The organism is Pradoshia sp. Z3_51 (assembly GCF_058215915.1).
In genome coordinates this window covers 64,752-90,047 of sequence record NZ_JBZAJC010000007.1, presented here as the reverse complement: position 1 = coordinate 90,047, position 25,296 = coordinate 64,752, and the positions used below count along the sequence as shown (strand labels likewise).

General features: G+C 37.7%; 26 protein-coding genes. 21 read left to right on the top strand and 5 right to left on the bottom strand.

Features of this window, described 5'->3' with window-relative positions; translation table 11 throughout:
- Positions 1-29: 29 nt before the first annotated feature.
- Entirely contained in the window at positions 30-869 is an 840-nt protein-coding gene (locus AC4BHA_RS13920) for a YihY/virulence factor BrkB family protein (RefSeq protein ID WP_066108277.1), read from the top strand.
- Positions 870-1,059: 190 nt separating this feature from the next.
- Here the strand turns inward: AC4BHA_RS13920 and AC4BHA_RS13915 are convergent, their stop codons facing one another.
- Positions 1,060-2,994: a heavy metal translocating P-type ATPase gene (locus AC4BHA_RS13915; RefSeq protein ID WP_490558814.1), complete on the bottom strand. Its 1,935-nt coding sequence runs from the start codon at positions 2,992-2,994 to the stop codon at positions 1,060-1,062.
- A gap of 356 nt (positions 2,995-3,350) precedes the next feature.
- Positions 3,351-4,529: an MFS transporter gene (locus tag AC4BHA_RS13910; protein ID WP_066108271.1), complete on the bottom strand. Its 1,179-nt coding sequence runs from the start codon at positions 4,527-4,529 to the stop codon at positions 3,351-3,353.
- A 136-nt stretch (positions 4,530-4,665) separates the two neighbouring features.
- On the opposite strand from AC4BHA_RS13910, the gene cax reads away from it, so the two are divergent.
- The 4 genes from cax (at position 4,666) to pdaA (ending at position 8,402) form a co-directional block, all read left to right on the top strand.
- Positions 4,666-5,730 (top strand): calcium/proton exchanger, encoded by a 1,065-nt coding sequence (gene cax / locus AC4BHA_RS13905; RefSeq protein WP_066108268.1) that lies wholly within the window; start codon positions 4,666-4,668, stop codon positions 5,728-5,730.
- Positions 5,731-6,273: 543 nt separating this feature from the next.
- Positions 6,274-7,095 (top strand): YfkD famly protein, encoded by an 822-nt coding sequence (locus AC4BHA_RS13900; RefSeq protein WP_066108261.1) that lies wholly within the window; start codon positions 6,274-6,276, stop codon positions 7,093-7,095.
- Positions 7,096-7,230: 135 nt separating this feature from the next.
- Complete coding sequence (locus tag AC4BHA_RS13895; protein ID WP_066108258.1) at positions 7,231-7,437, top strand: SE1561 family protein; 207 nt, start codon at positions 7,231-7,233, stop codon at positions 7,435-7,437.
- Between the two features lie 182 nt (positions 7,438-7,619).
- The gene (pdaA, locus tag AC4BHA_RS13890; protein ID WP_148631125.1) at positions 7,620-8,402 is read left to right on the top strand and encodes a delta-lactam-biosynthetic de-N-acetylase; all 783 of its coding nucleotides are present in this window, start codon (positions 7,620-7,622) and stop codon (positions 8,400-8,402) included.
- Positions 8,403-8,609: 207 nt separating this feature from the next.
- Here pdaA and AC4BHA_RS13885 read toward each other — a convergent pair whose 3' ends face one another.
- A complete protein-coding gene (locus tag AC4BHA_RS13885) occupies positions 8,610-9,161 on the bottom strand; it encodes a DUF3267 domain-containing protein (protein WP_490558813.1) in 552 nt (183 codons plus the stop codon).
- 155 nt (positions 9,162-9,316) lie between these two features.
- On the opposite strand from AC4BHA_RS13885, the gene recQ reads away from it, so the two are divergent.
- The 3 genes from recQ to rlmD all read left to right on the top strand — a co-directional run bounded on the left by recQ (position 9,317) and on the right by rlmD (position 13,796).
- On the top strand, positions 9,317-11,461 hold the full coding sequence (gene recQ / locus AC4BHA_RS13880; protein ID WP_490558812.1) for a DNA helicase RecQ: 2,145 nt from the start codon (positions 9,317-9,319) through the stop codon (positions 11,459-11,461).
- 78 nt (positions 11,462-11,539) lie between these two features.
- Positions 11,540-12,442: a DNA-3-methyladenine glycosylase family protein gene (locus tag AC4BHA_RS13875; RefSeq protein WP_490558824.1), complete on the top strand. Its 903-nt coding sequence runs from the start codon at positions 11,540-11,542 to the stop codon at positions 12,440-12,442.
- Positions 12,414-13,796: a 23S rRNA (uracil(1939)-C(5))-methyltransferase RlmD gene (gene rlmD, locus AC4BHA_RS13870; RefSeq protein WP_139892728.1), complete on the top strand. Its 1,383-nt coding sequence runs from the start codon at positions 12,414-12,416 to the stop codon at positions 13,794-13,796. The genes AC4BHA_RS13875 and rlmD overlap by 29 nt, the downstream gene beginning before the upstream one ends.
- A gap of 165 nt (positions 13,797-13,961) precedes the next feature.
- Here the strand turns inward: rlmD and AC4BHA_RS13865 are convergent, their stop codons facing one another.
- Entirely contained in the window at positions 13,962-14,465 is a 504-nt protein-coding gene (locus AC4BHA_RS13865) for a DUF7878 domain-containing protein (protein WP_066108243.1), read from the bottom strand.
- A 595-nt stretch (positions 14,466-15,060) separates the two neighbouring features.
- On the opposite strand from AC4BHA_RS13865, the gene AC4BHA_RS13860 reads away from it, so the two are divergent.
- The 11 genes from AC4BHA_RS13860 to AC4BHA_RS13810 all read left to right on the top strand — a co-directional run bounded on the left by AC4BHA_RS13860 (position 15,061) and on the right by AC4BHA_RS13810 (position 21,561).
- The gene (locus AC4BHA_RS13860) at positions 15,061-15,240 is read left to right on the top strand and encodes a sigma factor (RefSeq protein WP_373925502.1); all 180 of its coding nucleotides are present in this window, start codon (positions 15,061-15,063) and stop codon (positions 15,238-15,240) included.
- Entirely contained in the window at positions 15,213-15,578 is a 366-nt protein-coding gene (locus AC4BHA_RS13855) for an RNA polymerase sigma factor (protein ID WP_225983701.1), read from the top strand. Before AC4BHA_RS13860 ends, AC4BHA_RS13855 begins: the two co-directional genes overlap by 28 nt.
- A complete protein-coding gene (locus tag AC4BHA_RS13850; protein ID WP_490558811.1) occupies positions 15,571-16,371 on the top strand; it encodes a sigma factor regulator N-terminal domain-containing protein in 801 nt (266 codons plus the stop codon). The genes AC4BHA_RS13855 and AC4BHA_RS13850 overlap by 8 nt, the downstream gene beginning before the upstream one ends.
- 131 nt (positions 16,372-16,502) lie before the next feature.
- Positions 16,503-16,715, top strand: coding sequence for an anti sigma factor C-terminal domain-containing protein (locus AC4BHA_RS13845; RefSeq protein WP_490558823.1), 213 nt, complete (start codon positions 16,503-16,505; stop codon positions 16,713-16,715).
- Between the two features lie 172 nt (positions 16,716-16,887).
- The gene (locus AC4BHA_RS13840) at positions 16,888-17,748 is read left to right on the top strand and encodes an AraC family transcriptional regulator (protein WP_490558810.1); all 861 of its coding nucleotides are present in this window, start codon (positions 16,888-16,890) and stop codon (positions 17,746-17,748) included.
- A gap of 254 nt (positions 17,749-18,002) precedes the next feature.
- Complete coding sequence (locus tag AC4BHA_RS13835; protein ID WP_066108236.1) at positions 18,003-18,332, top strand: PadR family transcriptional regulator; 330 nt, start codon at positions 18,003-18,005, stop codon at positions 18,330-18,332.
- 12 nt (positions 18,333-18,344) lie between these two features.
- Complete coding sequence (locus tag AC4BHA_RS13830) at positions 18,345-19,097, top strand: DUF1129 family protein (RefSeq protein WP_490558809.1); 753 nt, start codon at positions 18,345-18,347, stop codon at positions 19,095-19,097.
- A 286-nt stretch (positions 19,098-19,383) separates the two neighbouring features.
- Entirely contained in the window at positions 19,384-19,764 is a 381-nt protein-coding gene (locus AC4BHA_RS13825) for an HIT family protein (RefSeq protein WP_490558808.1), read from the top strand.
- Between the two features lie 447 nt (positions 19,765-20,211).
- Complete coding sequence (locus tag AC4BHA_RS13820) at positions 20,212-21,003, top strand: aminoglycoside phosphotransferase family protein (protein ID WP_490558807.1); 792 nt, start codon at positions 20,212-20,214, stop codon at positions 21,001-21,003.
- 10 nt (positions 21,004-21,013) lie between these two features.
- The gene (locus AC4BHA_RS13815; protein WP_180350019.1) at positions 21,014-21,163 is read left to right on the top strand and encodes a hypothetical protein; all 150 of its coding nucleotides are present in this window, start codon (positions 21,014-21,016) and stop codon (positions 21,161-21,163) included.
- A gap of 260 nt (positions 21,164-21,423) precedes the next feature.
- The gene (locus AC4BHA_RS13810; protein ID WP_490553083.1) at positions 21,424-21,561 is read left to right on the top strand and encodes a hypothetical protein; all 138 of its coding nucleotides are present in this window, start codon (positions 21,424-21,426) and stop codon (positions 21,559-21,561) included.
- A gap of 209 nt (positions 21,562-21,770) precedes the next feature.
- On the opposite strand, the gene dhaK is transcribed toward AC4BHA_RS13810, so the two are convergent.
- On the bottom strand, positions 21,771-23,528 hold the full coding sequence (dhaK, locus tag AC4BHA_RS13805; protein ID WP_139892722.1) for a dihydroxyacetone kinase subunit DhaK: 1,758 nt from the start codon (positions 23,526-23,528) through the stop codon (positions 21,771-21,773).
- Between the two features lie 176 nt (positions 23,529-23,704).
- Between dhaK and dhaS the strand changes: the two genes are divergently transcribed.
- Entirely contained in the window at positions 23,705-24,262 is a 558-nt protein-coding gene (gene dhaS / locus AC4BHA_RS13800; protein ID WP_490558806.1) for a dihydroxyacetone kinase transcriptional activator DhaS, read from the top strand.
- Between the two features lie 19 nt (positions 24,263-24,281).
- On the top strand, positions 24,282-25,280 hold the full coding sequence (dhaQ, locus tag AC4BHA_RS13795) for a DhaKLM operon coactivator DhaQ (RefSeq protein WP_139892721.1): 999 nt from the start codon (positions 24,282-24,284) through the stop codon (positions 25,278-25,280).
- The last annotated feature ends 16 nt before the right edge of the window (positions 25,281-25,296 follow it).

Below are 25,296 nucleotides of genomic sequence, written 5' to 3'. Positions count from 1 at the left end.
CAAACAAGCTGAATAGAGGTGGTACTGGAATGGAAGGTAGGAAGAAGTATGTAAATAAAAGCGTATTTAAACATTTATACGATAAAATTCAAGGTGATGAAGTAACAGGCTTGGCAGCGCAATTAGCCTATTACTTCTTACTTTCAATTTTTCCGCTCTTAATATTTGTTATCACGTTATTGCCTTTTTTGCAGGTTTCCCAAGCGGATTTGATGGAGCTTTTGCATACGTATGCTCCTGCAGAATCGGCAAATTTATTAGAATCGAGTTTAAAAGATGTCATGGCTAACCAAAACGGCGGCTTGTTATCTTTTGGTATCTTGGCAACGATGTGGTCAGCATCCAACGGGACCAATGCCATTATAAAGGCTCTTAATCATGCATATGATGTTGAGGAAACCAGATCATTTATTAAAACAAGAGGATTAGCTTTGATTTTAACCATTGGATTAATCCTGGTTGTAGTGGTTTCTTTGCTATTGCCAGTGTTTGGGAAATATATTCTCAATATTGTATTTGATTTCCTAGGATACGAGCCTTCCTTTGTTTATGATTTACTGCGCTGGGTGATTTCTATTGCTGTCATTACCTTTGTATTTTTAATTTTGTATTGGATTGGGCCCAACCTTAAAATGAAATGTAGAGACGTTTTACCAGGGGCAATCTTCGCGAGTGTCGGATGGGCGCTATCATCGTGGGCATTTTCAGTTTACGTGAGTACATTTGGTAACTATTCTTCCACATATGGCAGTCTCGGAGGCTTGATTGTTTTAATGCTTTGGTTATATATATCAGGTCTTGTCATTATTGTAGGCGGAGAAATTAATGCAGTATTGTCCAGAAATAAGAGGCACTGGACGATTAAATAAGTAGAGCGTGGATTCAAATTATAATGGTTCAGAACTAATGTGCGGACGAACGGTGATTGATTATTAAATGAACAGCCACCGTAGTTTTAGGAAGATTTGATGTGTTTCAGATTAACTTCCCATGAATAAAGAAAATAGAGGCCGTCCGGAAAGTCATTAACAGACTTACAGGATAGCCTCTATTTGTATTCTATTTAGATTTTAATAAACGGAGACTGTTTAGGATGACTAATATGGTGCTGCCTTCATGGCCGATTACACCGAATGGTAGGTCGAGAGCCTGAAAAAAGTTTGATACAACTAAAATCATAATGACGGAAATTGAAAAGATAACATTTTGGCGAATGATTCGGTTCATTCGTTTGGATAATTGAATGGCTTCTGCTATTTTTGGTAAGTCATTTTTCATGAGAACAATATCAGCTGTATCAAGAGCCACATCAGATCCTTCACCCATGGCAATTCCGACAGAAGCAGTAGCTAACGCAGGCGCATCATTAATGCCATCCCCAACCATGGCAACGGTAGTATATTTCTCTCTAAGTTTTTTAACTTCTTCTACCTTTTGTTCAGGTAAACATCCAGCAACAAACCCAGATAAATGGCTTTCTTTGGCGATTACCTTGGCAGTGTGCTCGTTATCTCCAGTCAGCATGCATGTATATACATCCAGTTCCTTCAATGCTTCGAGAGCATCGGCAGTCTCTTTACGAATGATATCTTTTAATGCAATTATTCCTGCAATACCTTTCTCATCTTTTACATAGGACAATGTTTTCCCTTCAGACATTAATTCAAGTGCCGCTCCATTTTTAAATGACATGGCGGCTTCTTCGCCTACAAAATCCTTCTTCCCAATCTTCCAATAGTGCCCATTTGCATGTCCTTGAACACCAAATCCGGATATTTCTTCAGATTCTACGCGCGGCATGGTCTGTGAATAAAGCTGTTCAACATGCTTAACAATGGATTGTCCCAGCGGATGATTCGAATTCTGTTCAATGGAAGCTACACTTAATAAAAATTCTTTTTGATCGATGTCATCGCGGATTAAAATATCCGTCACAACGGGTTTCCCCTGAGTTAGTGTCCCTGTTTTATCGAAAGCAATGGCCTTTACATTGCCTAGGTTTTCTAGATGGATACCGCCTTTGAATAAAATCCCACTTTTAGCGCCATTCGAAATCGCGGATAAAGTAGCCGGCATGATAGAAGCAACTAATGCACATGGAGAAGCTACCACTAACAAAACCATTGCCCGGTAGAAGGTCTCTGTCCAGGACCAACCCAGAACAAAATGTGGGAGAAACAACATAATTCCAACGACAACAAGAACAACTTTTACATACGTATCCTCAAATCTTTCAATAAATAATTGAGAAGGAGATTTTTCACTTTGCGCATTTTGAACAAGTGTGATAATTTTTTGGAATAAAGTTTCACTGTTAGGTTTTGTAACCTTAACTTTTATGGTTCCATGTCCATTAACCGTCCCTGCAAATACCTCGTCTTGAATATATTTGCTGACGGGAATCGATTCTCCGGTAATTGCAGCTTCATCAACAGCAGTCTCTCCAAATAAGATTTCTCCATCTGAGGGGATGCGTTCCCCAGGCTTAATTAAAATCAAATCTCCAACTTTCAGGGAAGAAACCGGTACTATTTCTTCAGTGTTATCGACTATTCTCAAAGCCTGTTCAGGCTGCAAATCCATTAATGAAGAAATTTCTTTGTGACTTTTATTCATCGTATACGTTTCAAGTGCACCGCTCAAAGAGAAAATAAAAATCAGGATTGCTCCCTCAGTCCAATATCCGATAATGGCTGACCCAATCGCTGCCAGAATCATCAAAAGCTCTACGTTCAGTTTTCTCTCTTCAATCGTCTGAGTGATGCCTTCTTTAGCCTTGGCATAACCCCCAATTACATATGCCAGTATATAGACGAAGGCAGATGAGGCATTCAAATCCTTTGTTGATAATAGCCAGCCGCATAAAATCAGAATTCCGCTTAAACCGGCAGCCAAGAGCTCCCAATTGGACGTAAGTTTAGAGGTGAATTCTTTCCATCTATTATATTGGCTAGGTGAATTTTTCAAGCTTGATTTATTCAGTGCTGTTTCCATGTGAATAACCTCCTTGTAATTGAGAATAGATCTCGTTGTTTTTCTTTTCTAATTGAGAATGATGTTCAAAATCATTAGGCTTATAAAATAACGGATGCTGCCACAAATACTGTGACAGCAACATTTTTCTTTCTTATTTATAATAATTATTATCTACATATTAGTATAACATGAGTCGCTAAAGAAGTTAAGTGAATTTATTTGGAAAAGAAAAAATAGCAATTTTCTACCTTGCTTATTTGTGGATAGGGGAAATTTTAACTGAAGATGCGTGAAGGTGAATATGAGATAAAATTGAGTGGATGAATAAATACAGCAACAATTACAGTAATAAAGTCGAATGAAAAAACCTCTGCTTACACAGAGGTTTGAATCTGGTCATTAATTGGATTTCTTTTAAATCTGCTAAGAGCGATGAAAATCAGTAACAGGATAACACTGATTACAAGAAGGAAATTCCCATTAGGCAGATATTGAATGGCCAAGCCGCCAAAAAATGGCCCAGAGATGCTTCCAAGGCTAAAGACTATTCCACAAATAATATTGCCGGCAGGAAGCAGTTGTGTAGGCAATAGATCGGTCATATAACTGATTCCTAAAGAGAAGGTGGAGCCGACAAGCATACCTGCAATAAAGAAACAGATAAATAAACCTGTAACGGTTTGTTCAATTAAGGCAGCTGTTAAAAAGATGGCAAAACCGCTAAAAAGAACATATTGAAGAACGCGTTTCCTCCCTAAGGAATCACTTAAAATTCCTAATGGGATCTGGGTAATAATGCTGCCTGCTGCAAAAGCAGGCAAGATGATGGAGACTTGTTGAACATCCATATTAATTCGTAAAGCATAGATAGGGAAATTTCCATTTAGGGATGCTTCCAAAAATCCATAACCAAAAGGAGGCAAGAACGCAACCCATGCATACTTGGCAACTTTTTTGAAACGATGTAAGGTACCGAAAACATTGGTTGTTTCCAAATCTTCATCTGGAAATTCATTTTTTAATAAAAAGACGGTCAACCAAGCAATAAGACTGATTGCTGATGCAACGATAAAGGGTAATGCCCGATTAACTTCAATTAAATTAGTCAGTAATGGCCCAACTGCGAAACCTATGCCGAAGGATAAGCCATAAATGGATATATTTCTGCCTCTCTTGTTTACTGGCGTAAAAGCGGTTATCCAGGTTTGGGTTGTGAAATGTAAGGTATGATCTCCAATTCCGATAATCATACGGAGAATGAACCAAAACCAGAAAGAATCTAGGATCGGAAATAACAGAAACGCAATAATCACCGACAGTCCGCCGAAAAAAATCAGGGGTTTATAACCAAATTTTCGCAGAGGAATTTCCATGAAAGGTGAGATTAATAGTATTCCCAGATATAGTCCTGTAGCATTTAATCCGTTTAGACCGGAGCTTACTCCATCCTGTTCAAAAATAATGGCAATTAAGGGTAACAGCATTCCCTGTGAGAAACCTGACACAGCAACTAGAATAATAAGTGCAGAAAATCTAATTTTTTGATAGTTCATAATTATCTCTCCTATATCTATCTGAATCAATATTAGAGTTGTTCACAAACTTTAGCAAGGAGATTTTGAAGACTAATCTAAAGGTAATTCGGGAATAAATGAATATATTTTAGATTAGAAAGAAGGAATTCAAGGGATGGGACAAAAAATATTTTCTGCAATGCTAATGATTGGCCTACCGGTATCCATAGCCGGCTCCATTTTACATTGGCCAAGTCTGCTCATGTTTGCTGTTTATTGTTTAACGATTATTGCTCTGGCAAGTTTTATGGGAAGGGCGACAGAAAGCTTAGCAATCATATCCGGACCGAGGATTGGAGGATTGCTAAATGCAACATTTGGAAATGCTGTTGAGCTGATCATCTCCATTTTTTCTCTTAAAGCGGGACTGGTGGGAATTGTATTGGCTTCTTTAACAGGAAGTGTCATCGGTAACTTATTATTAGTTAGTGGGGCTTCATTTTTCTTGGGTGGTATTAAGTATAAAAGACAAAAATTTAATGTATTTGATGCCAGGCACAATGCAGGGCTATTAACATTCGGTGTATTAGTTGCATTTATCATTCCTGAAGTATTTGCCGGAGAGATGGAAAGAAGTAACCAAATGGTCATGAGTACAGGCATATCCATTATCCTGATCTGTTTATATTTGGCTGCTTTATTCTTTAAATTGGTCACCCATCGCGGTGTCTATCAACGTAAGGAAGACTTGTCTTTTGCAGAGGAAGAAACTGAAGAAGCAGAGTGGAGCAAAAAATGGTCGATTATGGTCCTAGCTTTGGCAACAGTGGCAGTAGCCTATGTATCTGAGAATTTGGTACATACATTCGAAGACGTAGGGAATCAATTGGGCTGGTCTGAATTATTTATCGGGGTTATCATTGTAGCAATTGTCGGAAATGCAGCTGAGCATGCATCTGCCATTATTTTCGCTTACAAAAATAAAATGGACATTGCTGTTGAAATTGCTGTTGGTTCTACTTTACAGGTGGCCATGTTTGTAGCACCGGTACTTGTTCTGGTATCTTTATTATTTGAAACGCAAATGCCACTTGTCTTTACATTGCCTGAACTTGTGGCGATGGTGCTATCTGTCTTTTTAATGATTGTAATAACGAACGATGGGGAAACAAACTGGTTTGAAGGACTCACCTTACTTGCTGCTTATTTAGTGATGGGGATAGGTTTCTTTCTGTTATAATAATAAATTAAAAAAGACTCTGATCTACTATGGATTCAGAGTCTTTTTTATGTTTTTCCAATTTGCTTCATCATAAGTCATGTCTAACTAAATTCTAATCCTTCCAAAAATAAATGTATCTTTTCAAAGGTAGATATTTCTGTTTTAAACAGTCATGTTAGTTAGCCCTATAGGTCACATCCTTTATCTTTATTGTCCTGATTTGTGACGAAATCTACATTAAGTTTTCCGTGTGAGGATGGTTTCGATAAGCATTCCTCCCTGCAGTTATTCCGGCTGTTGATTTCGCCTCCTTTACGATATGGTGGTTTTAGTATAGCACCTTCCTGTAGTTTTGTAAATATTCTGAATTTTACAAAACTGTGACAAAAAATACTGGTTTGTAATGTGCTAAATAAACAGTTAATATAGCTTAACAATCTGTTAATTCTAGTAACTGCAAGGTGTAATAAAACAATCCTGATTTTTGAATAGTTTTTTTGCTTAAGAGGGAAAATAACGGAACAATCATTCTTTTTTGTATGTAAGAAAGGAGCTTCAAGCATGAGAAGAAATTTTTTTATCATGATCGTTATAGCCATGCTCGTTATTATTCCAACCCAGCATAACTGGGCTGCCCCAAAAGAAGGAGCAGACCCTACGGTTGAGGAAGCTAAGTATAAAATTCCGGAGTCCGTTTTATCGATCAATAAAGAAAACACATATCCCAATTCCAGTCAGGACACGCCAATGCTTGAGCCAAGTGAGTTATCCAAACAATTGCTTAAGTCCAGCAACGTTAAAATAGAAAATCCTGAATTAGTTCACATGCTTAATGAAACCAATATCGGAACCAATCCGGTTGCCTTTTGGTATAGAGCCACTGTTTACTTAGGTAAGTGGGCTTTAAATTATGAATCGATGGAAACCTCTCCAAACTGGGAGTATCAAAAAATCAATACGAATTTTTATGATAACCGTGGCGGGGATACGAATTTCCAAATTCATTATGTCCAAGAGACACAAAAAGTGGTGCGCGGAGGATTGACAGCAAAAGTACCTTCCAGTCAGGATATTCAAAAAATGATGCTGGCGAGAGCATCAGAAAAATCTAAACTGCCACTGGCATTTGAGACCATCATAGGTAGCGGTACAAAAAAAGACAGAGTATACAATATACCGCCAATGAGACTTGGCTACCTCTATGGGTATGCGCCGGCAATAAACGAGAAGGGTAAAGTCACATATGGTGAGGTCTATTTAGTATTGAAAGGAAGCAAACGTGAGATTGTAGTAAGGAATGTAACCTCACAAGGGATTGGAGCCTGGATTCCTATTCAAGATCATGTTTCATTCCAGTTCAGAGCGGTCAACCGACCATATTGATTGCCGTTTAAGTCTGCAAGCTTCAGCCGGTTTTGGTTGAAGCTTCTTGCTTTTGGGTAAAATAGAAAATGGTCAGTTGCGAAATAGGCTACTATCGTTTAGGATAATATTTATGATGAAAGGAGCCGGATTAGTTTGACAACACCGATTTATAATAAAGATGAACAAGTAAAATACTTAAAAGACCGACTTGAGTTATTTATGGAGGTTTTAGACCGGATTGAGCCTGAAACAGCGGATATTGAAGATATTGACCGCCTAATTGAAATCGTGGATTCAATTGAGGAGAAGTTTCAAAGCTTTCAAAATCGACCGGAAACAGAACCTAATAAAGAGGTATAAATGAATAAGATTATATGGCAAATCCGTTATAAGCGGATTTGTCTTTTTTATATTATATCGTTAATGCAATCATTCGCTGTGCTGCATAAATTCCCTTACTCTGATTAAAACTATCTTTATCAAAAGTATATTCAGGAGGGAAAATAGTGAAAAAATGGCTTATCACCGGATTATCTGCCATCATGCTTTCGGGGACATTATTCCTGGGCGTTGCTGAGGCGATTTCAAACGTACAGTATGGTTGGGGCTTTAATAAGGGAAAGAATGAACAGCCTGCTGATGCAGGGCCTAAATATAATGCAATCGTTGAAAAATACGGTGCTGTTTATAAAGTAAACACGACAAAGAAAGAGATTTACTTAACGTTTGATAATGGCTATGAAAATGGATATACGGAGAAGGTACTGGATGTACTGAAAGAACATAAAGTTCCGGCTACCTTTTTTGTTACAGGTCATTATTTGAATACAGCTGAACCGTTAGTGAAAAGAATGGTGAAGGAAGGGCATATAGTTGGCAATCATTCATGGAGCCATCCCAATTTCACACAGGTATCGGATGATAAAATAGCTGATGAACTGGAACGGGTTAAGAAGAAGACAGAGGAATTAACAGGGCAAAAGGATATGTCCTATATCAGACCGCCACGAGGAATATTTAGTGAACGAACTTTACAGGTGGCAAATGATCTGGGCTATAAACATATTTTATGGTCGGTTGCTTTTCTTGATTGGGATGTGAATCGTCAGCAGGGGTGGAAGCATTCCTATGATCAAATTATGGCTCAAATTCATCCCGGTGCCATTTTGCTCTTACATTCTGTGTCTAAGGACAATGCAGAAGCACTTGGCCAGGTGATTACAGATTTAAAAAAGAGAGGGTATACCTTTAAAAGCTTGGATGATATGAATTGTGAAAAACCACAGAAGACACCACAAAAACAGAAAATAGACATAAAGATATAATGTGCCTAAACAAAAAAACCGCTTACAAATAATAAGCGGTTTTTAGTATTAATATTGAAAAAACAACGGGCATCATATTTATCTTGAGAAAATGGTAAGATAAGGGCATTCCTGTGTGGGGTTCCCTTTTTGATGGTTGGATTCCTGTCAATCGATTTGGGAGCCTTTCACTTTCATTTTCATTGACAGTATGGAATCGAAAAACATTTAAGATTGAGGAGTGTAAGCAATACAGCCAATTTTACTGGAGTGGTCCTGAACAAGGACATCTACTGAATACTTGCGCAATATCCAAAGAATGATAAGGTCCCCTAATGATCCGATAGTCATAAACAATCCAATAAAAAACCAATAATCATTTCCGTTTAAAAATGCATAAATTAATGGCACGATTCCGAGGACAATCGGTAATAAAACACTGATCCGATAAGCTTTGATCCTGATTGGTATTTTGCAATGGGCATAAGGAGTAAGATACTTCCATAAAACACCCAGTTTAACCTCACTTATTTTGGCTTTCCCGAAAAATATGTAGCCTACTAGATGCAGTACTTCATGCATGAAAATTAGGAGGATGTATCCAACAGCCAGTTCAATTAAAAAGAATAGGTCAATCTCACCGATTTTCCAAATGAACCAATAGGGGATAAGCAATCCGACCATAAGAGTGAAAGTACTGATCAAAATTGGTTTATTTAAATCTTCCATTTCACGAGTTTCATCTATTATTTGATATGATTTCAAGGAATCAGCCAGCATCGGAAAACCTCCAGTTATAGATTACTATCAGTTTATCATAAGAAGGATATATTTGGTGATTTTTAAGACTCCAGCTATCTTGTCTCACTAGTATAGATCAATCTCTATAAGCTATAATGGATGGTAGAATGATCAATGAATGGAGGAGGGAATTCATGCTTACAGAAGCAAGCTCTCTTTTAAAGAAGTATTTTGGTTATGATTCTTTTCGCAATGGACAAGCCAAAATTATTGAGCAGGTGCTACAAGGAATCGATACACTAGGAATTATGCCGACAGGCGGAGGTAAATCAATTTGTTATCAAATCCCGGCGATGATAATACCGGGCGTTACCCTCGTTATTTCTCCATTAATCTCTCTCATGAAGGACCAGGTAGATTCACTGGATCAGGCCGGAATACCCGCCACCTTTATTAATAGTTCCCTAACCGCGAGTGAAGTGAATGATCGTTTGTATGACATCCAGCAGGGGGCCTATAAGCTCTTATATTTGGCGCCTGAAAGACTGGAATCCCATGGCTTTATTGAGGATATCCGTAAATTGCCGGTTGGATTAATTGCTGTAGATGAAGCTCACTGTATATCACAATGGGGTCATGATTTCCGCCCGAGTTATTTACGCATCCAATCATTAGCCGAACAATTGAATTCCAATCCGGTTGTCCTTGCCCTGACAGCAACAGCAACTCCGCGAGTGCAGGCAGATATTCGCCGATCCTTGAATATTGAAGAGTCACATACGGTTATAACTGGCTTCGAACGGGAAAATTTAAGCTTCCAGGTCGTGAAAGGGCAAAATAAACAAAAATATATTGATGCGTATGTAGGAAAAAATAAACAGGAATCCGGGATTATTTATTGTGCCACACGAAAAACAGTGGACCATCTATATGAACGTCTCCAACAAAAAGGTATAACAGTTGGGAGATATCATGCGGGTTTATCAAGTACAGAACGTGAAACAGAGCAAAACAAATTTTTAAGTGATGAAATTACTGTCATGGTCGCAACGAATGCGTTTGGGATGGGGATAGATAAATCGAATGTACGATATGTGATTCATGCTCAAATGCCTAAAAATATGGAAAGTTATTATCAGGAGGCAGGCCGTGCCGGACGTGATGGCTTGCCGAGTGAATGTATATTGCTTCAATCTGAACAGGACGTTCAGGTCCAGCGCTTTTTGATTGATCAATCGTTTGGTGATGAAAACCATAAAAATCAAGAGTTGCAAAAGCTGTATCAAATGCGTGACTATTGCCATACACAAGGCTGCCTGCAAGCTTATATTCTGCACTATTTTGGTGAGCAGGAGGCAGATGATTGCGGGCGGTGCTCTAACTGTCTAGATGAACGAAGTGCGAAGGATGTGACAAAAGATGCCCAAATGGTCTTATCCTGTATAATCCGAACTGGCGAACGTTTTGGAAAAACAATGATTGCCCAAGTGTTAACGGGCTCATCCAATAAGAAATTGCTTGAACAAAACTTTCAATCCTTATCAACGTATGGGTTAATGAAAAATCAATCAACCAAAGAGGTCGCTGAACTGATTGATTTTCTAACATCTGAGCAATTAATTGGGATTACGGGTGGGCAATATCCGCTCTTATATGTCACAGCTGCCGGCAAAGAAGTGTTGCTCGGGAAACGTGCGGTAATGAGAAAAGAAGCTGTGCGGATCACCGCTATTTCAACAGATGATCCTTTATTCGAAGTGCTGCGTAATTTGCGAAAACAAATTGCAGGAGAGGAAAATGTGCCTCCATATTTGATATTCTCCGACCAAGCTTTGCGCGATATGTGCGTTAAACAACCGCAAACCACAGATGAGTTCCTTGAGGTGAAGGGAGTCGGAGCTCAAAAGACAGATAAGTATGGTGAGCGATTTGTGGAAGTGATCACAGCGTTTATAAAGGAAAATGATTATGAAGCACCAATTGTAGAACAAGAGGAAAAAATGCCTGCGGTGAAAAAATCCAAGGCAGGTACTGCCAACTCACATATGGATACGTATGAATTATATAAACAAGGGCTTACGCTGAAGGAGATTGCAAAAGAAAGAGATTTATCCTCCCAAACAGTAGAAAGGCATCTATTCCGATGTGCAGAAGAAGGATTGCCTCTGAATTGGGAGTATTTCTTCTCACCTGAGGAGGAAATCCAGGTTCTACAGGCGATTGAGGAAGTGGGGAATGATTTTTTAAAGCCAATTAAAGAGCATCTTCCTAATGAAATCAGCTACAGTGCGATTAAAGCGGTAATAACGAAGAAGAACATGGATACGGCTCCAATTTAATGGGCCGTTTTCCTATGTACCCATATAGCTGCAAAACCTGTTATAATAACTGGACTAGTCCATAAAGGAGTGATAATGATGTGGAAAGAAACCATTCATGTAGAAGCTCCCTATGATTTTGACCTGGTATTGGAAAGGATCGGTCTTGATCCTCTGTATGAAATAGATTACCGCAATCGCTTGATTCAGGTCCCTTTACTGATTCATGGTAAGCCCAATGTTTATACCGTCCAAGCGATCGGTACGGTAGATAAGCCGGCCTTTACAATTAGCGGCAAAAAGGAACAAGTATTGGCAACGGATCGTTTAAAGGAGATTTTTCAGTGGCATTTGCCACTTTCTGATATACATGCTCACTTTGGCGAGACGAAGCTCAATAATATTTTTACTCGCCATCGCGGTACCCCGCTTATTTTAGAATTCGACCTATATGGCTGTCTCGTGAAAAGTATTATCCATCAACAGCTGAATATGGCGTTTGCTCAAAAACTAACGAAGGATTTTGTCACAGCCTATGGGTATCAGAAGGACGGAGTATCGTTTTATCCATCTCCAGAGACAACCGCTGCTCTCACAGTAGATGAGTTAAAAGGAATGAAATTCAGCGGCAGAAAAGCAGAGTATGTCATTGGCCTTTCAGAAAAGATTGCAAGCGGTGAACTCAGGTTGGAAGAGTTGCGCACAAAGACAGATGAAGAAATTATAGAAGAATTAACAAGAATTCGAGGTGTAGGCAGATGGACGGCTGAAAACTTCCTGTTATTTGGTCTTGGCCGCCCGAATTTATTTCCAAAAGCAGACATCGGCATTCAGAATGCTATTAAGCTGCTATATAACCTAGAACGAAAGCCAACAATGGAAGAGATGGAGCAATTCAGTAAGGAGTGGCATCCTTATTTAAGCTACGCTTCACTTTACTTATGGAGAAGCATTGAAAAACGGAGGAATATTGATGAACCAACAGGCAACATTAGTCCGTGAAGGACAAGAGATTTTACTAACTATTAAACGCCTTGGCATAAATGGTGAGGGAGTCGGCTACTATAAACGTCAGGTTGTATTTGTACCGGGTGCTCTGCCGGATGAAATTGTAGAAGTAAAGATTACGAAGGTCCATCCGAAGTATTCGGAAGGTCTTGTCAAAAAGATTAAAAAGGCATCGCCACATCGAGTCGAAGCACCATGTCCGGTTTATGACGTATGTGGTGGATGCCAATTGCAGCATTTGGAATACAGCCAACAATTGAAGGAAAAACGTGATATCGTTATTCAATCATTGGAGCGCCATAGCCAATACGATGCCAGCAATGTAGATATCCGTCCAACAATTGGGATGGAGAATCCATGGAATTACCGTAATAAAAACCAATTCCAGGTTGGCACCAATGAGACTGGAGAGTTGATTGCCGGCCTTTATGCGGCAAATACTCATAACTTGATTGATATTCCAAATTGTATCGTTCAGCATGAAGCAACGAACAAGGTTACTCGTACAGTATTGGATATTTTGCAGGAATTTGGATTGCCATCCTATGATGAGAAAAAGAAAAGCGGGATTGTTAAAACGGTCGTAACCCGTGTCGGCTTCTCATCGGATCAGGTCCAAGTGGTGATCATCACCATTTCTGAAAAGCTTCCTAAGAAGCGCCAAATCATAGAAGAAATCAACAAACGTTTACCGGAAGTCGTTTCCATTGTTCAAAACGTGAATAAAGAACAGACTCCGCTTATATTCGGCGAAAAGACGATTCATCTGTGGGGAGAAGAAGCAATTGAAGAAGAACTTGGCGATTTATCCTATGAGCTATCAGCGCGTACCTTCTTCCAATTGAATCCAGTACAAACCGTGAAGCTCTATGATGAAGTGAAAAAAGCAGCTCGCCTTCACGGTCATGAACGAGTAGTAGATGCTTATTGCGGAGTAGGAACGATAGGATTGTGGCTTGCGGATTTTTGTAAAGAAGTTAGAGGCATGGATGTCATTCCGGAATCAATTGAAGATGCCATTCAGAATGCTAAAAAGCATCATATGGATAATGTCAGCTTCGAAGTAGGCAAAGCAGAAGTTCTCATGCCTAAATGGCTGCGCGAAGGCTGGAAGCCAGATGTCGTTGTCGTCGATCCGCCAAGAAGCGGCTTGGATCATAAATTAATGGATGCCATCCTGCGCACACGTCCAAGAAAAATCGTCTATGTATCCTGTAACCCATCCACACTGGCCAAGGATTTGGACTACCTAAGCAAAAAATACAGACCAAAATATATCCAACCAGTGGACATGTTCCCACAAACTTCTCATATTGAGTGCGTTGTGGAGATTATGTTGAAGGTGTAACCAATAAAAATACTCTTGGCTAACTAAATAAACATTTGTTAATCGACCCAGTTTTCGTATAAATAATCTTTTATGAAAACTGGGTCTTTTTTTATTGAATCCGATTAGCAGATAGGTTTGTCTATTTAATATAATTTTTTGAACATGTCCTGCTACCTAAACCATTTACAAATTCCCCTTTAGCAAAAGCGGGTTTGAAATTTGGACAGGAATGTGTTTGATGAAATCTTTTAATCTTATATCAAAATAATCCTCTATATCCCGTTTTAGTATCTCTTCTAGTAGAATGAATTCCATTACAATATAGTCTAGATCGAAAACATTATATAGATCTTGTTCTGCCCAGATTGATTTCACTCTGGCCTTATTGGAAAAGGGGATTAATGACAGGATAGCTCCATTCTCATAGTCAGCATATTCAATCGTGTAATAATGGAATTCCGGTGTAGGATTCTTCTTCGTAATCTCTTCTTTCCATCTATACAATGCTTTATAGAATTCGAGTATAGCTAGTTCTGTTTCAAAGTATAATTCGTTGTTGATTTTTATTGTAAATGTGGCATCCACGGCTAATATGGCAGGCACATCCCTTTTATGCTTTTTTGAGATCATTTCTTTATCTACTACAAAATTGTATTCAAACTTTATTTTGTTTGAAATACTGTCCATGTCTTCGTCACCCTATCTCTATTCTAATTTTGTCTCTTCCTAAAATGCTGGAGGCTATTTTAGTTAAGCTATATATAATAGAATTCGACAAAAAAATGATAAATCTTTCTTTTAGGTTCCATATTTAATCCAGTATTCTTTCTCGGTTTTCTAAATGAACGCTTAGATAACGAAGCAGAGACCTGGAATTGTCCAAGAATTAATCAAGTTATATAAAGAATATTGTTTTGTTAATCGAGGAAAGTAAATATAAGTTAATTAGTTGATTCATCCAAGTCTAAAAAGGAATTATAGTATCGATATTACTTTTGTAATGAGGTAGTATACTTGAAGACTCCGAAAAATACATTTGCCAGATCGATCCTTGTTTCGTGAATTATACGAATTCGGGTCTTTTTTTTTTTATCATCCATCCCCCCTGGTGGTTATATACATTTATTGTGCACGAAAGAAGGCATCTATTGATGTCTTTTTGATGTTTATATAAACGTCAAACCAATCAAAAATAAACTTTATTCCGCTTCTTTTGGTATGCTCATAATGATTGGTGGTTTGGAAAATATTTTATTTTCTGTAACCTTTTTTATATTTATACATGGTATTAGTGAGAGGGGGTAATGAGGCTGATTCAATAGATAGTCTCTATAGCACTTATTTTTCTGATATATATCGTTTCCTTTTCTCTCTTTGTCATAATCATCATACAGCGGAGGACCTTGTTCAAGAGACCTTCTTTCGTGCCTATTTATTGAGAATTATCAAAGTGGAAGTGTAAAGGCATGGCTTTTTACGGTAGCATATCATGCATATATTGATCATCATAGAAAGCATAAAAGAGTAACAATTCAGGATGAAGGCTATTTTTCTAGATTTTTAGATAAGAACAGAGCGATTGATGAAACGATTGTGATTCATGAGGAAATAGAAGAGCTATTACGTGAAGTGAATGCATTACCTGAAAAACATAAGATGGCAGTACTGCTTTGTGACTTTAATAGTCTATCATATGAGGAAGCTGCTGAAGTAATGAAGGTTAGTAAGGCATATGTAAAAGTTCTTTTATTTCGCGGGAGAAAAGCAATAAGGAAAAGAAGGAGTAAAGAATATGAGTGATGAATTTAAAAAGCGCCTGGAATCATATGAAAAAGGTGAACTTTCTGCAGAAGAGGCAAAAGAGATTGAGAAAGAACTGGAGAGCATGGAGAGATATTTGGAAGAAACTGATGAAGAAAATAGGGGAAAGTTAACTGATTCTGATATTGGCATAAAAAAACAACAACGAATTATGAAATTTGCAAAATGGAAGGCAAGATTTCAAACAGCACTTATGGCTATAGGTTTATTTCTTCTATTTTCATTCTTTTCTTCCATCCTAACTCTGATGTATTACTCGTTCGGAGCTCCTGACCGAGTAGAGAAATTACGTAATATCGTTGATTACAGTCTGACTGTAATGAATCCTTATGGTCATATGGATGGTACAAGTACGAGCACTTCTGCCTATTTTGGAATGACAGCCTCAAAAGATATAAATAAAGTTATTGGAGATGATACGATCAAGGTAGGTGAAATGGAAACTGATTTTTTCTTCTCAAGGATGTCATATCCTGAAGTTACCTATTTCAGCCCTATATCTAATAACAGTCCTGCTTTTATTTATCCGGGCTCAAGCCCACGAGGTTTTTCAGGGTGGGAACGATTAAAAAAGGTTCCAGAAGGGACGGTTGTTTCAGCCTATGTTTCATTTACTGATTTACTAGAGACAGAAGAGGTATTTTCATTATTCGAGGCTAAGGATATGAGATTAATATGGCTTGCAGTAGATACTGGTTTTGAAAAGAAAGAGGAAGCTATTTTAAACCAATTGGTTTTCCTAGTGAACCAATTTGGCATGAAGATGACATGATCGTAGATTTTCAACAAGAGGAAAAAGGTTTTTTTGGAACAGAAATAGTTTCTGAAGGGTCTTCTTCACCGGAATACGAGGTAGGCGAAGGAAAACCACTGCATAAGCAATTCCGAAAAACACTGTAATTCCTGGAAGAATATGAAGAAAAAGCAGAAAATTTTTATATAGGAGATTTAAATCTTTCAAAACGTATTCAATACATGGAAAAACATAGTTATAAGCATTATGGGGCTGTTATTACAGGACCAACTAAAGAAGTATTAAAATTACAGGATGAAGGAAAAGTAAGTGAATTAGAAGTAGACGAAATAGAATTTTGGAATTGGGAAAGTGAACTCTGATAATTGTTTGAGTAAAACTTTTGTTATGTGATATTCAGGTAGTTAAATAGAGATAGCTTAATGAACTAATTGGGTGCTCTTATTCTTTTCTGGACTGTCATAAAAGAGCACGGATTAACCGGATTTACTAAACCGATGTTGGTAGACTGAGTTTAGAAAGGAGAGTGCTTACATGGAGGGACTTCAAAGGATGCTCGACAGTATCGAGTATATAGAAGGTAATTTGGAACAGTATCTTTGTATGGAAGATATTGCTGAAATTGCTTGTATGTCAAAATTTCATTTCCAGCGGATGTTCAGTATGCTGACGGGATATACCGTGAGTGAATATATTCGGAATCGCCGTCTCACAGTTGCTGCGCAGGAACTGGTATATTCCAAGTCGAAGGTAATCGATGTTGCACTGAAATACGGCTATGAAACTCCGGAATCCTTTGCAAAAGCATTCCGGAAAATTCATGGAATCAGTCCGTCATCTGCAAAGAAAAATACTCAATCCTTGAAGGCTTATCCGAGGCTCTCCTTTCAAATTCAGTTAAAGGGTGATGTGGGAATGGATTATAAGATTGTCGAAAAGGAAGCATTTAAGGTTGTTGGGAAAAGCATACGCACGAGTACTAGTGGGGGAGAGAACAATCGGAAAATAGCCTCTTTCTGGGATGAATCTAATCAGAATGGATTCGCCGCTGTACTTGCTAAAAATAGTGGATCTCTTGGATTAATTGGAGTTTGTATGGACTTTGATAAACTACAAGAAAATCTAACTTACTTGATCGGGGCAGAGAAACATATAGAACATGTCCCAAATGATTGGGAAGAACGACAGATTCCGGCTGCTACCTGGGCTGTTTTTCCTGTTCATGGCGCTATGCCTGATGCCATGCCAAAGGTGTGGAATCGAATTTTCTCTGAATGGTTTCCGGCAACAGGCTATGAGCATTCGGGTGGACCTGAGATGGAGGTTTACTTAAGTGATGGAGATCCATCTTCTAAGGATTATTATTCAGAAATATGGATACCAATTAAAAAATAAATAGAAGGATAAGCTTATAAATTAATCGAGCGGATTCATTAAAGAAGCAATGTAGTGGGCTACATTGCTTCTTTCTATTTGAGAGATGGAGAGACTTGAATTTAATAGGGGATCTTGCCCTAGTGTTTTCTTTTTGACCTTCATATAAGAAAGATATTTGTAAGTAATTAACAATTATCTTGTATTGCAAGGTAGTGTGGTTTATACTGGTAATATACCTTGCAATGCAAGATAAAAAGAGTGGTGGATTATAGATGTCGCAAACCCAGATGATGAAGGGTATATTGGATGGTTGCCTTTTGGCTATTATCAAAGGAAAAGAATGTTATGGATATGAGATGGCAGAACGTTTAAGTGAGTATGGATTTGAGACAATCAGCGAAGGTACCATTTATCCATTATTGCTCCGAATGCAACGGGAAGGACTTATTACGTCTGTTCGCCGGGATTCAATTGCTGGACCAAAGAGAAAATATTATTCATTAACAGATGAAGGACAGGTAGCTTTAGAAAATTTTCTGGTTAGATGGGGTTACCTTGAGAACAGCGTAAACGCGGTCATTAAGAAAGAAATTGAAGGATGAGGTGATGCAAAAGTGGAGCAACTTCAACTGTCTGATAAAAGTCAGAAGTTTATTGATGATTTAAAGATATACTTGTTTTCAAGTGGAAAAAATGATCAGGAGATTAATGATATTACGAAAGAACTTGAGGAGCATTTATATGAAGCCGAGCTAAATGGTAAATCTATTGATCAGATTATTGGATCTTCTCCTAAAGAGTATATGCAGAGTATCTCCAATGAAATGAGGACGGATTATAAAGCATGGGTAAAATATATACCCCTGATTATAGCTGGAGCAATGTCATTTTCGATTTTCGGAGATCTTTTGAAAGGTACATTAAGCTATAGTGTATTAAAAATCATTGGAACGGCTGTGTATTGTGTGCTCTTTTTTATCGGAGTAATGATTGCATTTCGCTATACAGCCAGGAATCAAGTGTCTAAAATTCGAGAGTTTTTAATATTATTAGCCCCTATTTTCATTAGTATGGTCGTCTTTATGGGTTTGCTTGTCGCTGATTCAATCTATCCTACACCAACCATTAACTTTGGTGTTTTAGGGAGTACAGTCATCGGCTTACTTTTTCTTTGCTTTATCGTTACATTCTCCATTTGGGCAAAAACCGCAATCCTGCCCGTTTTTTTAATTTCATTTCACTTACCGACCATCGTATTAGCTCGAACAACTTTAAATGAAGAATTGCAGTTAATTATGGGTTTAGCTATAACATATATATTAATCGGGGCTTATTCATTTTACGAAGTGAGAAAAACAAAAGCATAACAATAGTTTTTGGGGGTTATCCGGAACGTTAGTTTTACTGACTTTCTGGAGGACCCTTTCCTATCTTTTTCAATTGATTTCCTATAACAAGCCGGTTAACTAGGAATGCAGGTTAGATTAAGAAGGATTTATATGTTTTAATCGAATTATTTAACCAAATTTTAAATTTGGAGGATTATATGACTGCCTTTGCGTTTTTGTTTATTCTAAAAATTGTTTTCTTAAAGGTTACTATAATAAGAGTAAAATAATATAAAATAAAACTGAAACTGAGGAGGTTATTGAAGTGAAAGAATGCCCATTTTGTAATCCTGACACAATAGAACTGCAAGAAGTTGTTGTAAAAAATGAACATTGTATGTTTCTACAAATGCCACAAGAAGTATTAGTCGGGTCAGGTTTAATAGTTCCAATAAAACACCGTGAAACAGTGTTTGACTTAACAGAAGATGAATGGTCTGCAACCTATTCATTACTGCAAGAAGTGAAAGATCTCCTGGATGAAACATATCGACCTGATGGGTACAACATTGGTTGGAATTGCAATGCGATTGGAGGTCAACATTTTATGCACTCTCATCTACATATTATTCCGCGATTTAGCGATGAACCCTATGCTGGCAAAGGACTTAGACACTGGCTGAAAAGTTCGGAAAATAAGAGATAATGGTAACTAATTCGAGCCTTACTTATCTAAAAAGTATAGGAGAGTTTTTATGAAGATTTACCGGTTATTAGTGTTTTCAATTTTTATCATTTGGTACAGAGTATCTCTACAATATGTCGAACCAAGTTGGTGGTCTATCTTTTCTTCGAGCCGTTCAACGCATACACCTATGATGGAGCAAATTTCTTTAATTAATATAGCTTTTATAGCACTTATATTTTTAGCTTTGGCATCTCCTGTGCGTCAAATAATCCAAAAACGTAATTAGCCATGTTTATAATTCATATAGTAAGTGGAATTCTCACTTAAACTTTAGGGCGTTGATCTTAGGAGGATTAGTGCCTTTTCGTGTTGAATTTCTTATGGAGATAAAAAAGCAGGAATGTTGAACACTAGGCAGAAACTAAAACGGGGGCAAATATTATAATACTGAGGGGTATTTGTGAAATGTCAAAATACGAAAAAGAAGAAATTCTAACTGGAGGAAATGTCTCAACCGTATATCGTTTAGGAGATACCGTTCGAAGAGATTTAAAGCCAGACAGTACGAAAATTCACAAGCTATTAATACATTTGGAAAATAAAGGATTCGCTTATGCACCTAAATTTTTTGGCATTGATGAAAAAGGTAGAGAGATTTTGTCATATATAGAAGGTGAAGCTGGTAATTATCCTTTAAAGGGATATATGTGGTCTGATGAAGTTTTAAAAGAAATAGCTCAGATGCTTAGTCTCTACCACGATTCAGTGAGTGATTTTTTAATTGAAGAAGATTGGAAGTCGATAGATAATACTCCGCAACCATTCGAGGTGCTTTGTCATAATGATTTCGCTATATATAACATTATCTTTAATCGTAAACGACCGGTAGGGATAATCGATTTTGATGTTGCTGGTCCTGGACCGAGACTCTGGGACATTGCCTATACCCTTTATACTTGTATTCCTTTAAGTAGAACTTATCAATCTGAAACAGGTGAAGAAGTTATTTATAATTTCTTAGACCACGCTATGAAAATAAAACACAGAGTAAAATTGTTTTTTGAATCCTATGGAAAGGAAGTGGAAGAAGACTTTTTAGAGATGGTATTGTTGCGATTACAAGGGCTATGTAAAACAATTGAAAGAAAAGCTAAAGAAGGCGATAGTAATTTTCAAAAAATGATAGATGAAGGACACCTTGAACATTATCAAAACGATATTAAATTCATTCGTGAACACGGAAAAGAGTGGATTTAAGGGGGAAAGGTTGGAATTGACAGGGGAAAGAGCAGAAGGCCAAGTTGACCAAGAAGGATTAATGCCTTTTCATGTTAAATTTCTTATGGTAGTAAAGGGACAAGTTAGCGAAGAAAGACTTGTTACAAATTTACAGAATGTTACAATCGAAGTGGGATAATTTACAAAAAAATAATAGGGAAAAGGAAGTGATTGGTATGTCCATCGGAATTCTTGCCCTTGTAACTATGACAATATGGATTATACAAATTAATGAGTTAAATAAACCTGAAGAAAAACAAGACAATAGAAAAACAATAATCTTAACTTCCTGTGGGTGTTTGTTAACAACAGTTTTGACCGTCCATCTTTTTCAAAATTTCATCGCCTAAGGTAGTAGTTCTTTAATAGTGTTATAGCAATTATATGGAGGTGTTATTGTTGAATGAGGACCAAGATAAGCGTAACAAAAATAAGATAGACACCGAGGATGGTTGGAATAGAACCGTTTATGGAAGTCCAACAATAGGGGGAATAGTCGTAGTCGGTGCCATTGTTCTATACCTATTATTTAAATAATATTTATTAAAGATGTCTAAGTTGAACAAGGATGATCAAAAGTTGGTCATTTAATTTTTCTTTTTACATTGTTAAAATCCTTCGAAAATAGCCCTCTCAACTGAAGCTGCTTTATTATTCTAAGACTAAATGATAAATAAAGAGCTGCAAAGTTGCAGCTCCTTAGAGTGGCTAGGTTATAAGAATTGTATGGTTGGCAATCAATGCTGTTATCTTAGGCTGCTGGAGAGCTCTGTGAAGATAACTCCAAGTCCATAAGCTCCAGCATCAGGATAACCCAGGCTTCTTTCTCCAACCGTACCAGCACGTCCCATGCGGGCGACGATTGTTTCTGTATATTTAGCGCCTTTAACAGCAGCTGCTGCCCCATTTTCAAAGGCAGTTTTAAAGTCTATTCCAGCTTTTGCGCACTCAGACCAAGAGTCAGCACATGGAACTAAAGCATCAATCAGAGTTTTGTCACCGACGACTGCACCTCTACCAAATGAACGTTCTCCAGTTACTTGTATTCCTTTAACAGCTGCCTGTAATAGGTTTGCAAACTCCTCGATCGTTAATTCATTTTTATCGCCTGCGGCTTTGCCGGCTGCACGGAATGCAGAACCCCAAATTGGACCGGACGCTCCACCGCAATATTCCATAATGACCATTGAGCATGCATCAAGGAATGCTCCAATAGTTAATGGTTCTTGGTTTAAGATAGAACTCCATTCTCGCTTCAATTGCTTGAATCCTTTAGCAACGCTCATACCAAAGTCTCCGTCACCGGCATGAGAGTCAAGCTCGCAGAATGGTATCTCATTACGGATAATGACTTCGCTCATTTTATCAATGAGATAGATGATGTTCTCTAAGGAAAGGACATCATCGTGGATTACAGCGTATTCCTCACTTGTCTCAGTATTGAATGAAACGCTTCTTTCTTCAATCTCATCAATAGGATCGGTATACTGAACACCCTCAACAGGTGCATCCACTTTAAATGCCGCAGCAGAACATTCGCTTGATAATAATGATTTCAGCTCATCATCAAGCTTCATAATTGTCAAGGATACTCCAGCCATATCAATACTTGTCATATAATTGCCGACAAAGGTTCTATAAACATGAATATTTCTGTTACTCATTTCTCTCATAACCGAATTGTTAAATAAATAGAGTTCTTGAAGTGGAGTACTTCCGAAGCCATTTACAAGAATAGCAATATCAGATGTTTCATCCCCATCTTGTCCAAAATCCTTTAGAAGATCATCTATCATTTGTTTAGCCAACTCATTTGCAGAAATCAATTTTTCTCTTCTGATTCCTGGTTCTCCATGAATGCCGACACCGTATTCGATTTCATCTTCTTCTAATTTGAATGTCGGAGTTCCTTTAGCTGGAACGGTACAGGATGTAAGAGCTGCCCCGATGCTTTTTACATTTTCTGCGGCTTTTTCTGCAATTGCTTTTACCTGCATAAGGTCTCTGCCTTCTTCGGCAGCTGCACCGGCAATTTTATGAACAAGTACAGTTCCTGCAACACCGCGGCGTCCTACAGAATACAGACTGTCTTCAACGGCTATATCGTCAGCTACTCGAACATATTCAACCTGGATACCATCCTCGATTGCTAAAGCGGCACCATTTTTAAAGTTCATGATGTCACCGCTGTAATTTTTAATAATCATCAGGACCCCTTTTTGACCGGCAGCTGCTTTGATTCCCTGATACACTTGTATTTGTGATGGCGAAGCAAACACATCCCCGCATACTGCAGCATCAAGCATACCTTTTCCGACAAAGCCCGCATGTGCAGGTTCATGCCCACTGCCTCCCCCGCTAATTAAGCTCACTTTGTTTTCATTTATTACTCGTTTCTTAATAATTTTATATTTCTTCAGAAACTCGAGTTCCGGATGTGCCATGATTAATCCATTAGCCATCTCCATTACGAGGTTCTCAGGTTTATTTATAATCTTCTTCATTTGTATTGCCTCCCGTTTCTATTAAAAATTGGTAGTCTTGCTAAATTTATTCATACTGTTAACAGTATAATGTAAGCGTTTTAAAGTAAACGGACAAATAACCGTATTTGTCAAAATAGCCGTAATTATATCATTTTTGTATAATTAAATTACAATTTTAATAGGGAAGGTAACCCATGACCTCATCGATTATCACACAAAAAATAATTGCAAAATCATTAAAAGATTTAATGGTAACTGAATCTTTTCATAAAATTTCAGTAAGCGACATTATGGTAAACTGTAAGATGCGAAGGCAAACATTTTACTACCATTTTCAAGATAAATATGAATTGCTTGGCTGGATTTATAAAGAAGAAACGAAGGAAAATATTACAGACTTTATTGGATATGAAAAGTGGGAGAACATCTTGCATTTGTTATTGGAATACTTCAGTCAGAATCGACGATTCTATCAAAATGCATTTAAAGTAGAAGAGCAAAATTCCTTTAACGAATACTTATATGAACACACAAAGAATTTGTATCTTGAGATTATTACTAACCGTTTGGACGGAAGCGGATTAAAGGTTTCTAATGAAAGGAAAGAATTAATGGCTTCTTTTTATAGCTATGGGTTTGTAGGGATAATCAAAGAGTGGATTGAGAAAGATTGCACTCTCGAATCTTCCACGATGTCATCCTTGATGAAATATATGATAAATGATCAATTACTGCCATTTCTGCAGGAGTGAGCAGCGAGAGGGAATAAGAATGAAAAAAATAATTAATGATGTTCAGCATGTTGTAAGAGACATGTTGGCTGGATTTTGTTTTGAACATAAAGAAAGGGTTTCTTATGAGCCCAAGCATGATATTGTTTATCGGAAAGATTTAAAAGATATAAGAGAGGAGGTAGTCATTATTAGCGGAGGCGGCAGCGGACACGAACCGGCTCATTATGGATATGTAGGGAAAGGAATGCTCTCCATTTCTGTTAATGGAGAAATTTTCACGCCGCCAACAACTGAGCAAATAGTAGCCGCCATTCGGATGATTGATAAAAATAAGCGTGTCTTGCTCATAGTCAAAAATTTTAAAGCAGATTTAGAGAGTTTTTTGATGGCTGAATCCATCGCCCAAAAAGAAGGCTGGACTGTTGATCATGTCATTGTAAGTGATGATGTCTCCATTGAAGACGACAATTCCTTCAATAAGCGGAAACGTGGTGTGGCTGGTACTGTGTTTGTCCATAAAATACTTGGAGCTGCTGCACGTGAGGGATATTCTCTAAACGAACTAACGGAAATTGGCCAGTCTGTCATCAATCATTTACATACATTGGGAGTTGCACTTTCACCGGTAACCCATCCTGAGACAGATAGAAGGTCATTTATACTACAGGATAATGAAGTATTTTACGGAATTGGGATTCATGGTGAAGTGGGATACCGGAAAGAAGAATTTCATTCCTCTGAAATTTTAGCCATAGAGCTTATGAATAAACTTAAAAGTCTTTATCGATGGAAAAAAGGAGATCGATTTGCCATTTTGGTGAATGGGTTAGGGGCTACACCGCTGATGGAACAGTATATCTTTACCAATGACATCCGACGTTTATGCGAGCTGGAAGGCTTGGATATTAGATTTGTGAAGGTTGGAAACCATTTAACTTCCTTAGATATGAAAGGTATTTCATTAAGCTTACTCAAAATAACGGATTCTGTTTGGGAAAAATGGTTAAAAGCAGAGGTGGAAGTAGCTAACTGGTAGTTAAGATTTGATTAGT

What these genes read in the sequence shown, in the direction of transcription:
- AC4BHA_RS13920 (WP_066108277.1), top strand. Translation starts at nt 30, where the DNA reads ATGGAAGGTAGGAAGAAGTATGTAAATAAAAGCGTATTTAAACATTTA.
- dhaK (WP_139892722.1), bottom strand. Translation starts at nt 23,528, where the DNA reads ATGAAGAAGATTATAAATAAACCTGAGAACCTCGTAATGGAGATGGCT.
- rlmD (WP_139892728.1), top strand. Translation starts at nt 12,414, where the DNA reads ATGAACCAACAGGCAACATTAGTCCGTGAAGGACAAGAGATTTTACTA.
- AC4BHA_RS13860 (WP_373925502.1), top strand. Translation starts at nt 15,061, where the DNA reads ATGGTATTAGTGAGAGGGGGTAATGAGGCTGATTCAATAGATAGTCTC.
- recQ (WP_490558812.1), top strand. Translation starts at nt 9,317, where the DNA reads ATGCTTACAGAAGCAAGCTCTCTTTTAAAGAAGTATTTTGGTTATGAT.
- dhaS (WP_490558806.1), top strand. Translation starts at nt 23,705, where the DNA reads ATGACCTCATCGATTATCACACAAAAAATAATTGCAAAATCATTAAAA.
- dhaQ (WP_139892721.1), top strand. Translation starts at nt 24,282, where the DNA reads ATGAAAAAAATAATTAATGATGTTCAGCATGTTGTAAGAGACATGTTG.
- AC4BHA_RS13865 (WP_066108243.1), bottom strand. Translation starts at nt 14,465, where the DNA reads ATGGACAGTATTTCAAACAAAATAAAGTTTGAATACAATTTTGTAGTA.
- AC4BHA_RS13915 (WP_490558814.1), bottom strand. Translation starts at nt 2,994, where the DNA reads ATGGAAACAGCACTGAATAAATCAAGCTTGAAAAATTCACCTAGCCAA.
- AC4BHA_RS13840 (WP_490558810.1), top strand. Translation starts at nt 16,888, where the DNA reads ATGGAGGGACTTCAAAGGATGCTCGACAGTATCGAGTATATAGAAGGT.
- pdaA (WP_148631125.1), top strand. Translation starts at nt 7,620, where the DNA reads ATGCTTTCGGGGACATTATTCCTGGGCGTTGCTGAGGCGATTTCAAAC.
- AC4BHA_RS13850 (WP_490558811.1), top strand. Translation starts at nt 15,571, where the DNA reads ATGAGTGATGAATTTAAAAAGCGCCTGGAATCATATGAAAAAGGTGAA.
- AC4BHA_RS13835 (WP_066108236.1), top strand. Translation starts at nt 18,003, where the DNA reads ATGTCGCAAACCCAGATGATGAAGGGTATATTGGATGGTTGCCTTTTG.
- AC4BHA_RS13910 (WP_066108271.1), bottom strand. Translation starts at nt 4,529, where the DNA reads ATGAACTATCAAAAAATTAGATTTTCTGCACTTATTATTCTAGTTGCT.
- AC4BHA_RS13820 (WP_490558807.1), top strand. Translation starts at nt 20,212, where the DNA reads ATGTCAAAATACGAAAAAGAAGAAATTCTAACTGGAGGAAATGTCTCA.
- AC4BHA_RS13875 (WP_490558824.1), top strand. Translation starts at nt 11,540, where the DNA reads ATGTGGAAAGAAACCATTCATGTAGAAGCTCCCTATGATTTTGACCTG.
- cax (WP_066108268.1), top strand. Translation starts at nt 4,666, where the DNA reads ATGGGACAAAAAATATTTTCTGCAATGCTAATGATTGGCCTACCGGTA.
- AC4BHA_RS13885 (WP_490558813.1), bottom strand. Translation starts at nt 9,161, where the DNA reads ATGCTGGCTGATTCCTTGAAATCATATCAAATAATAGATGAAACTCGT.
- AC4BHA_RS13900 (WP_066108261.1), top strand. Translation starts at nt 6,274, where the DNA reads ATGAGAAGAAATTTTTTTATCATGATCGTTATAGCCATGCTCGTTATT.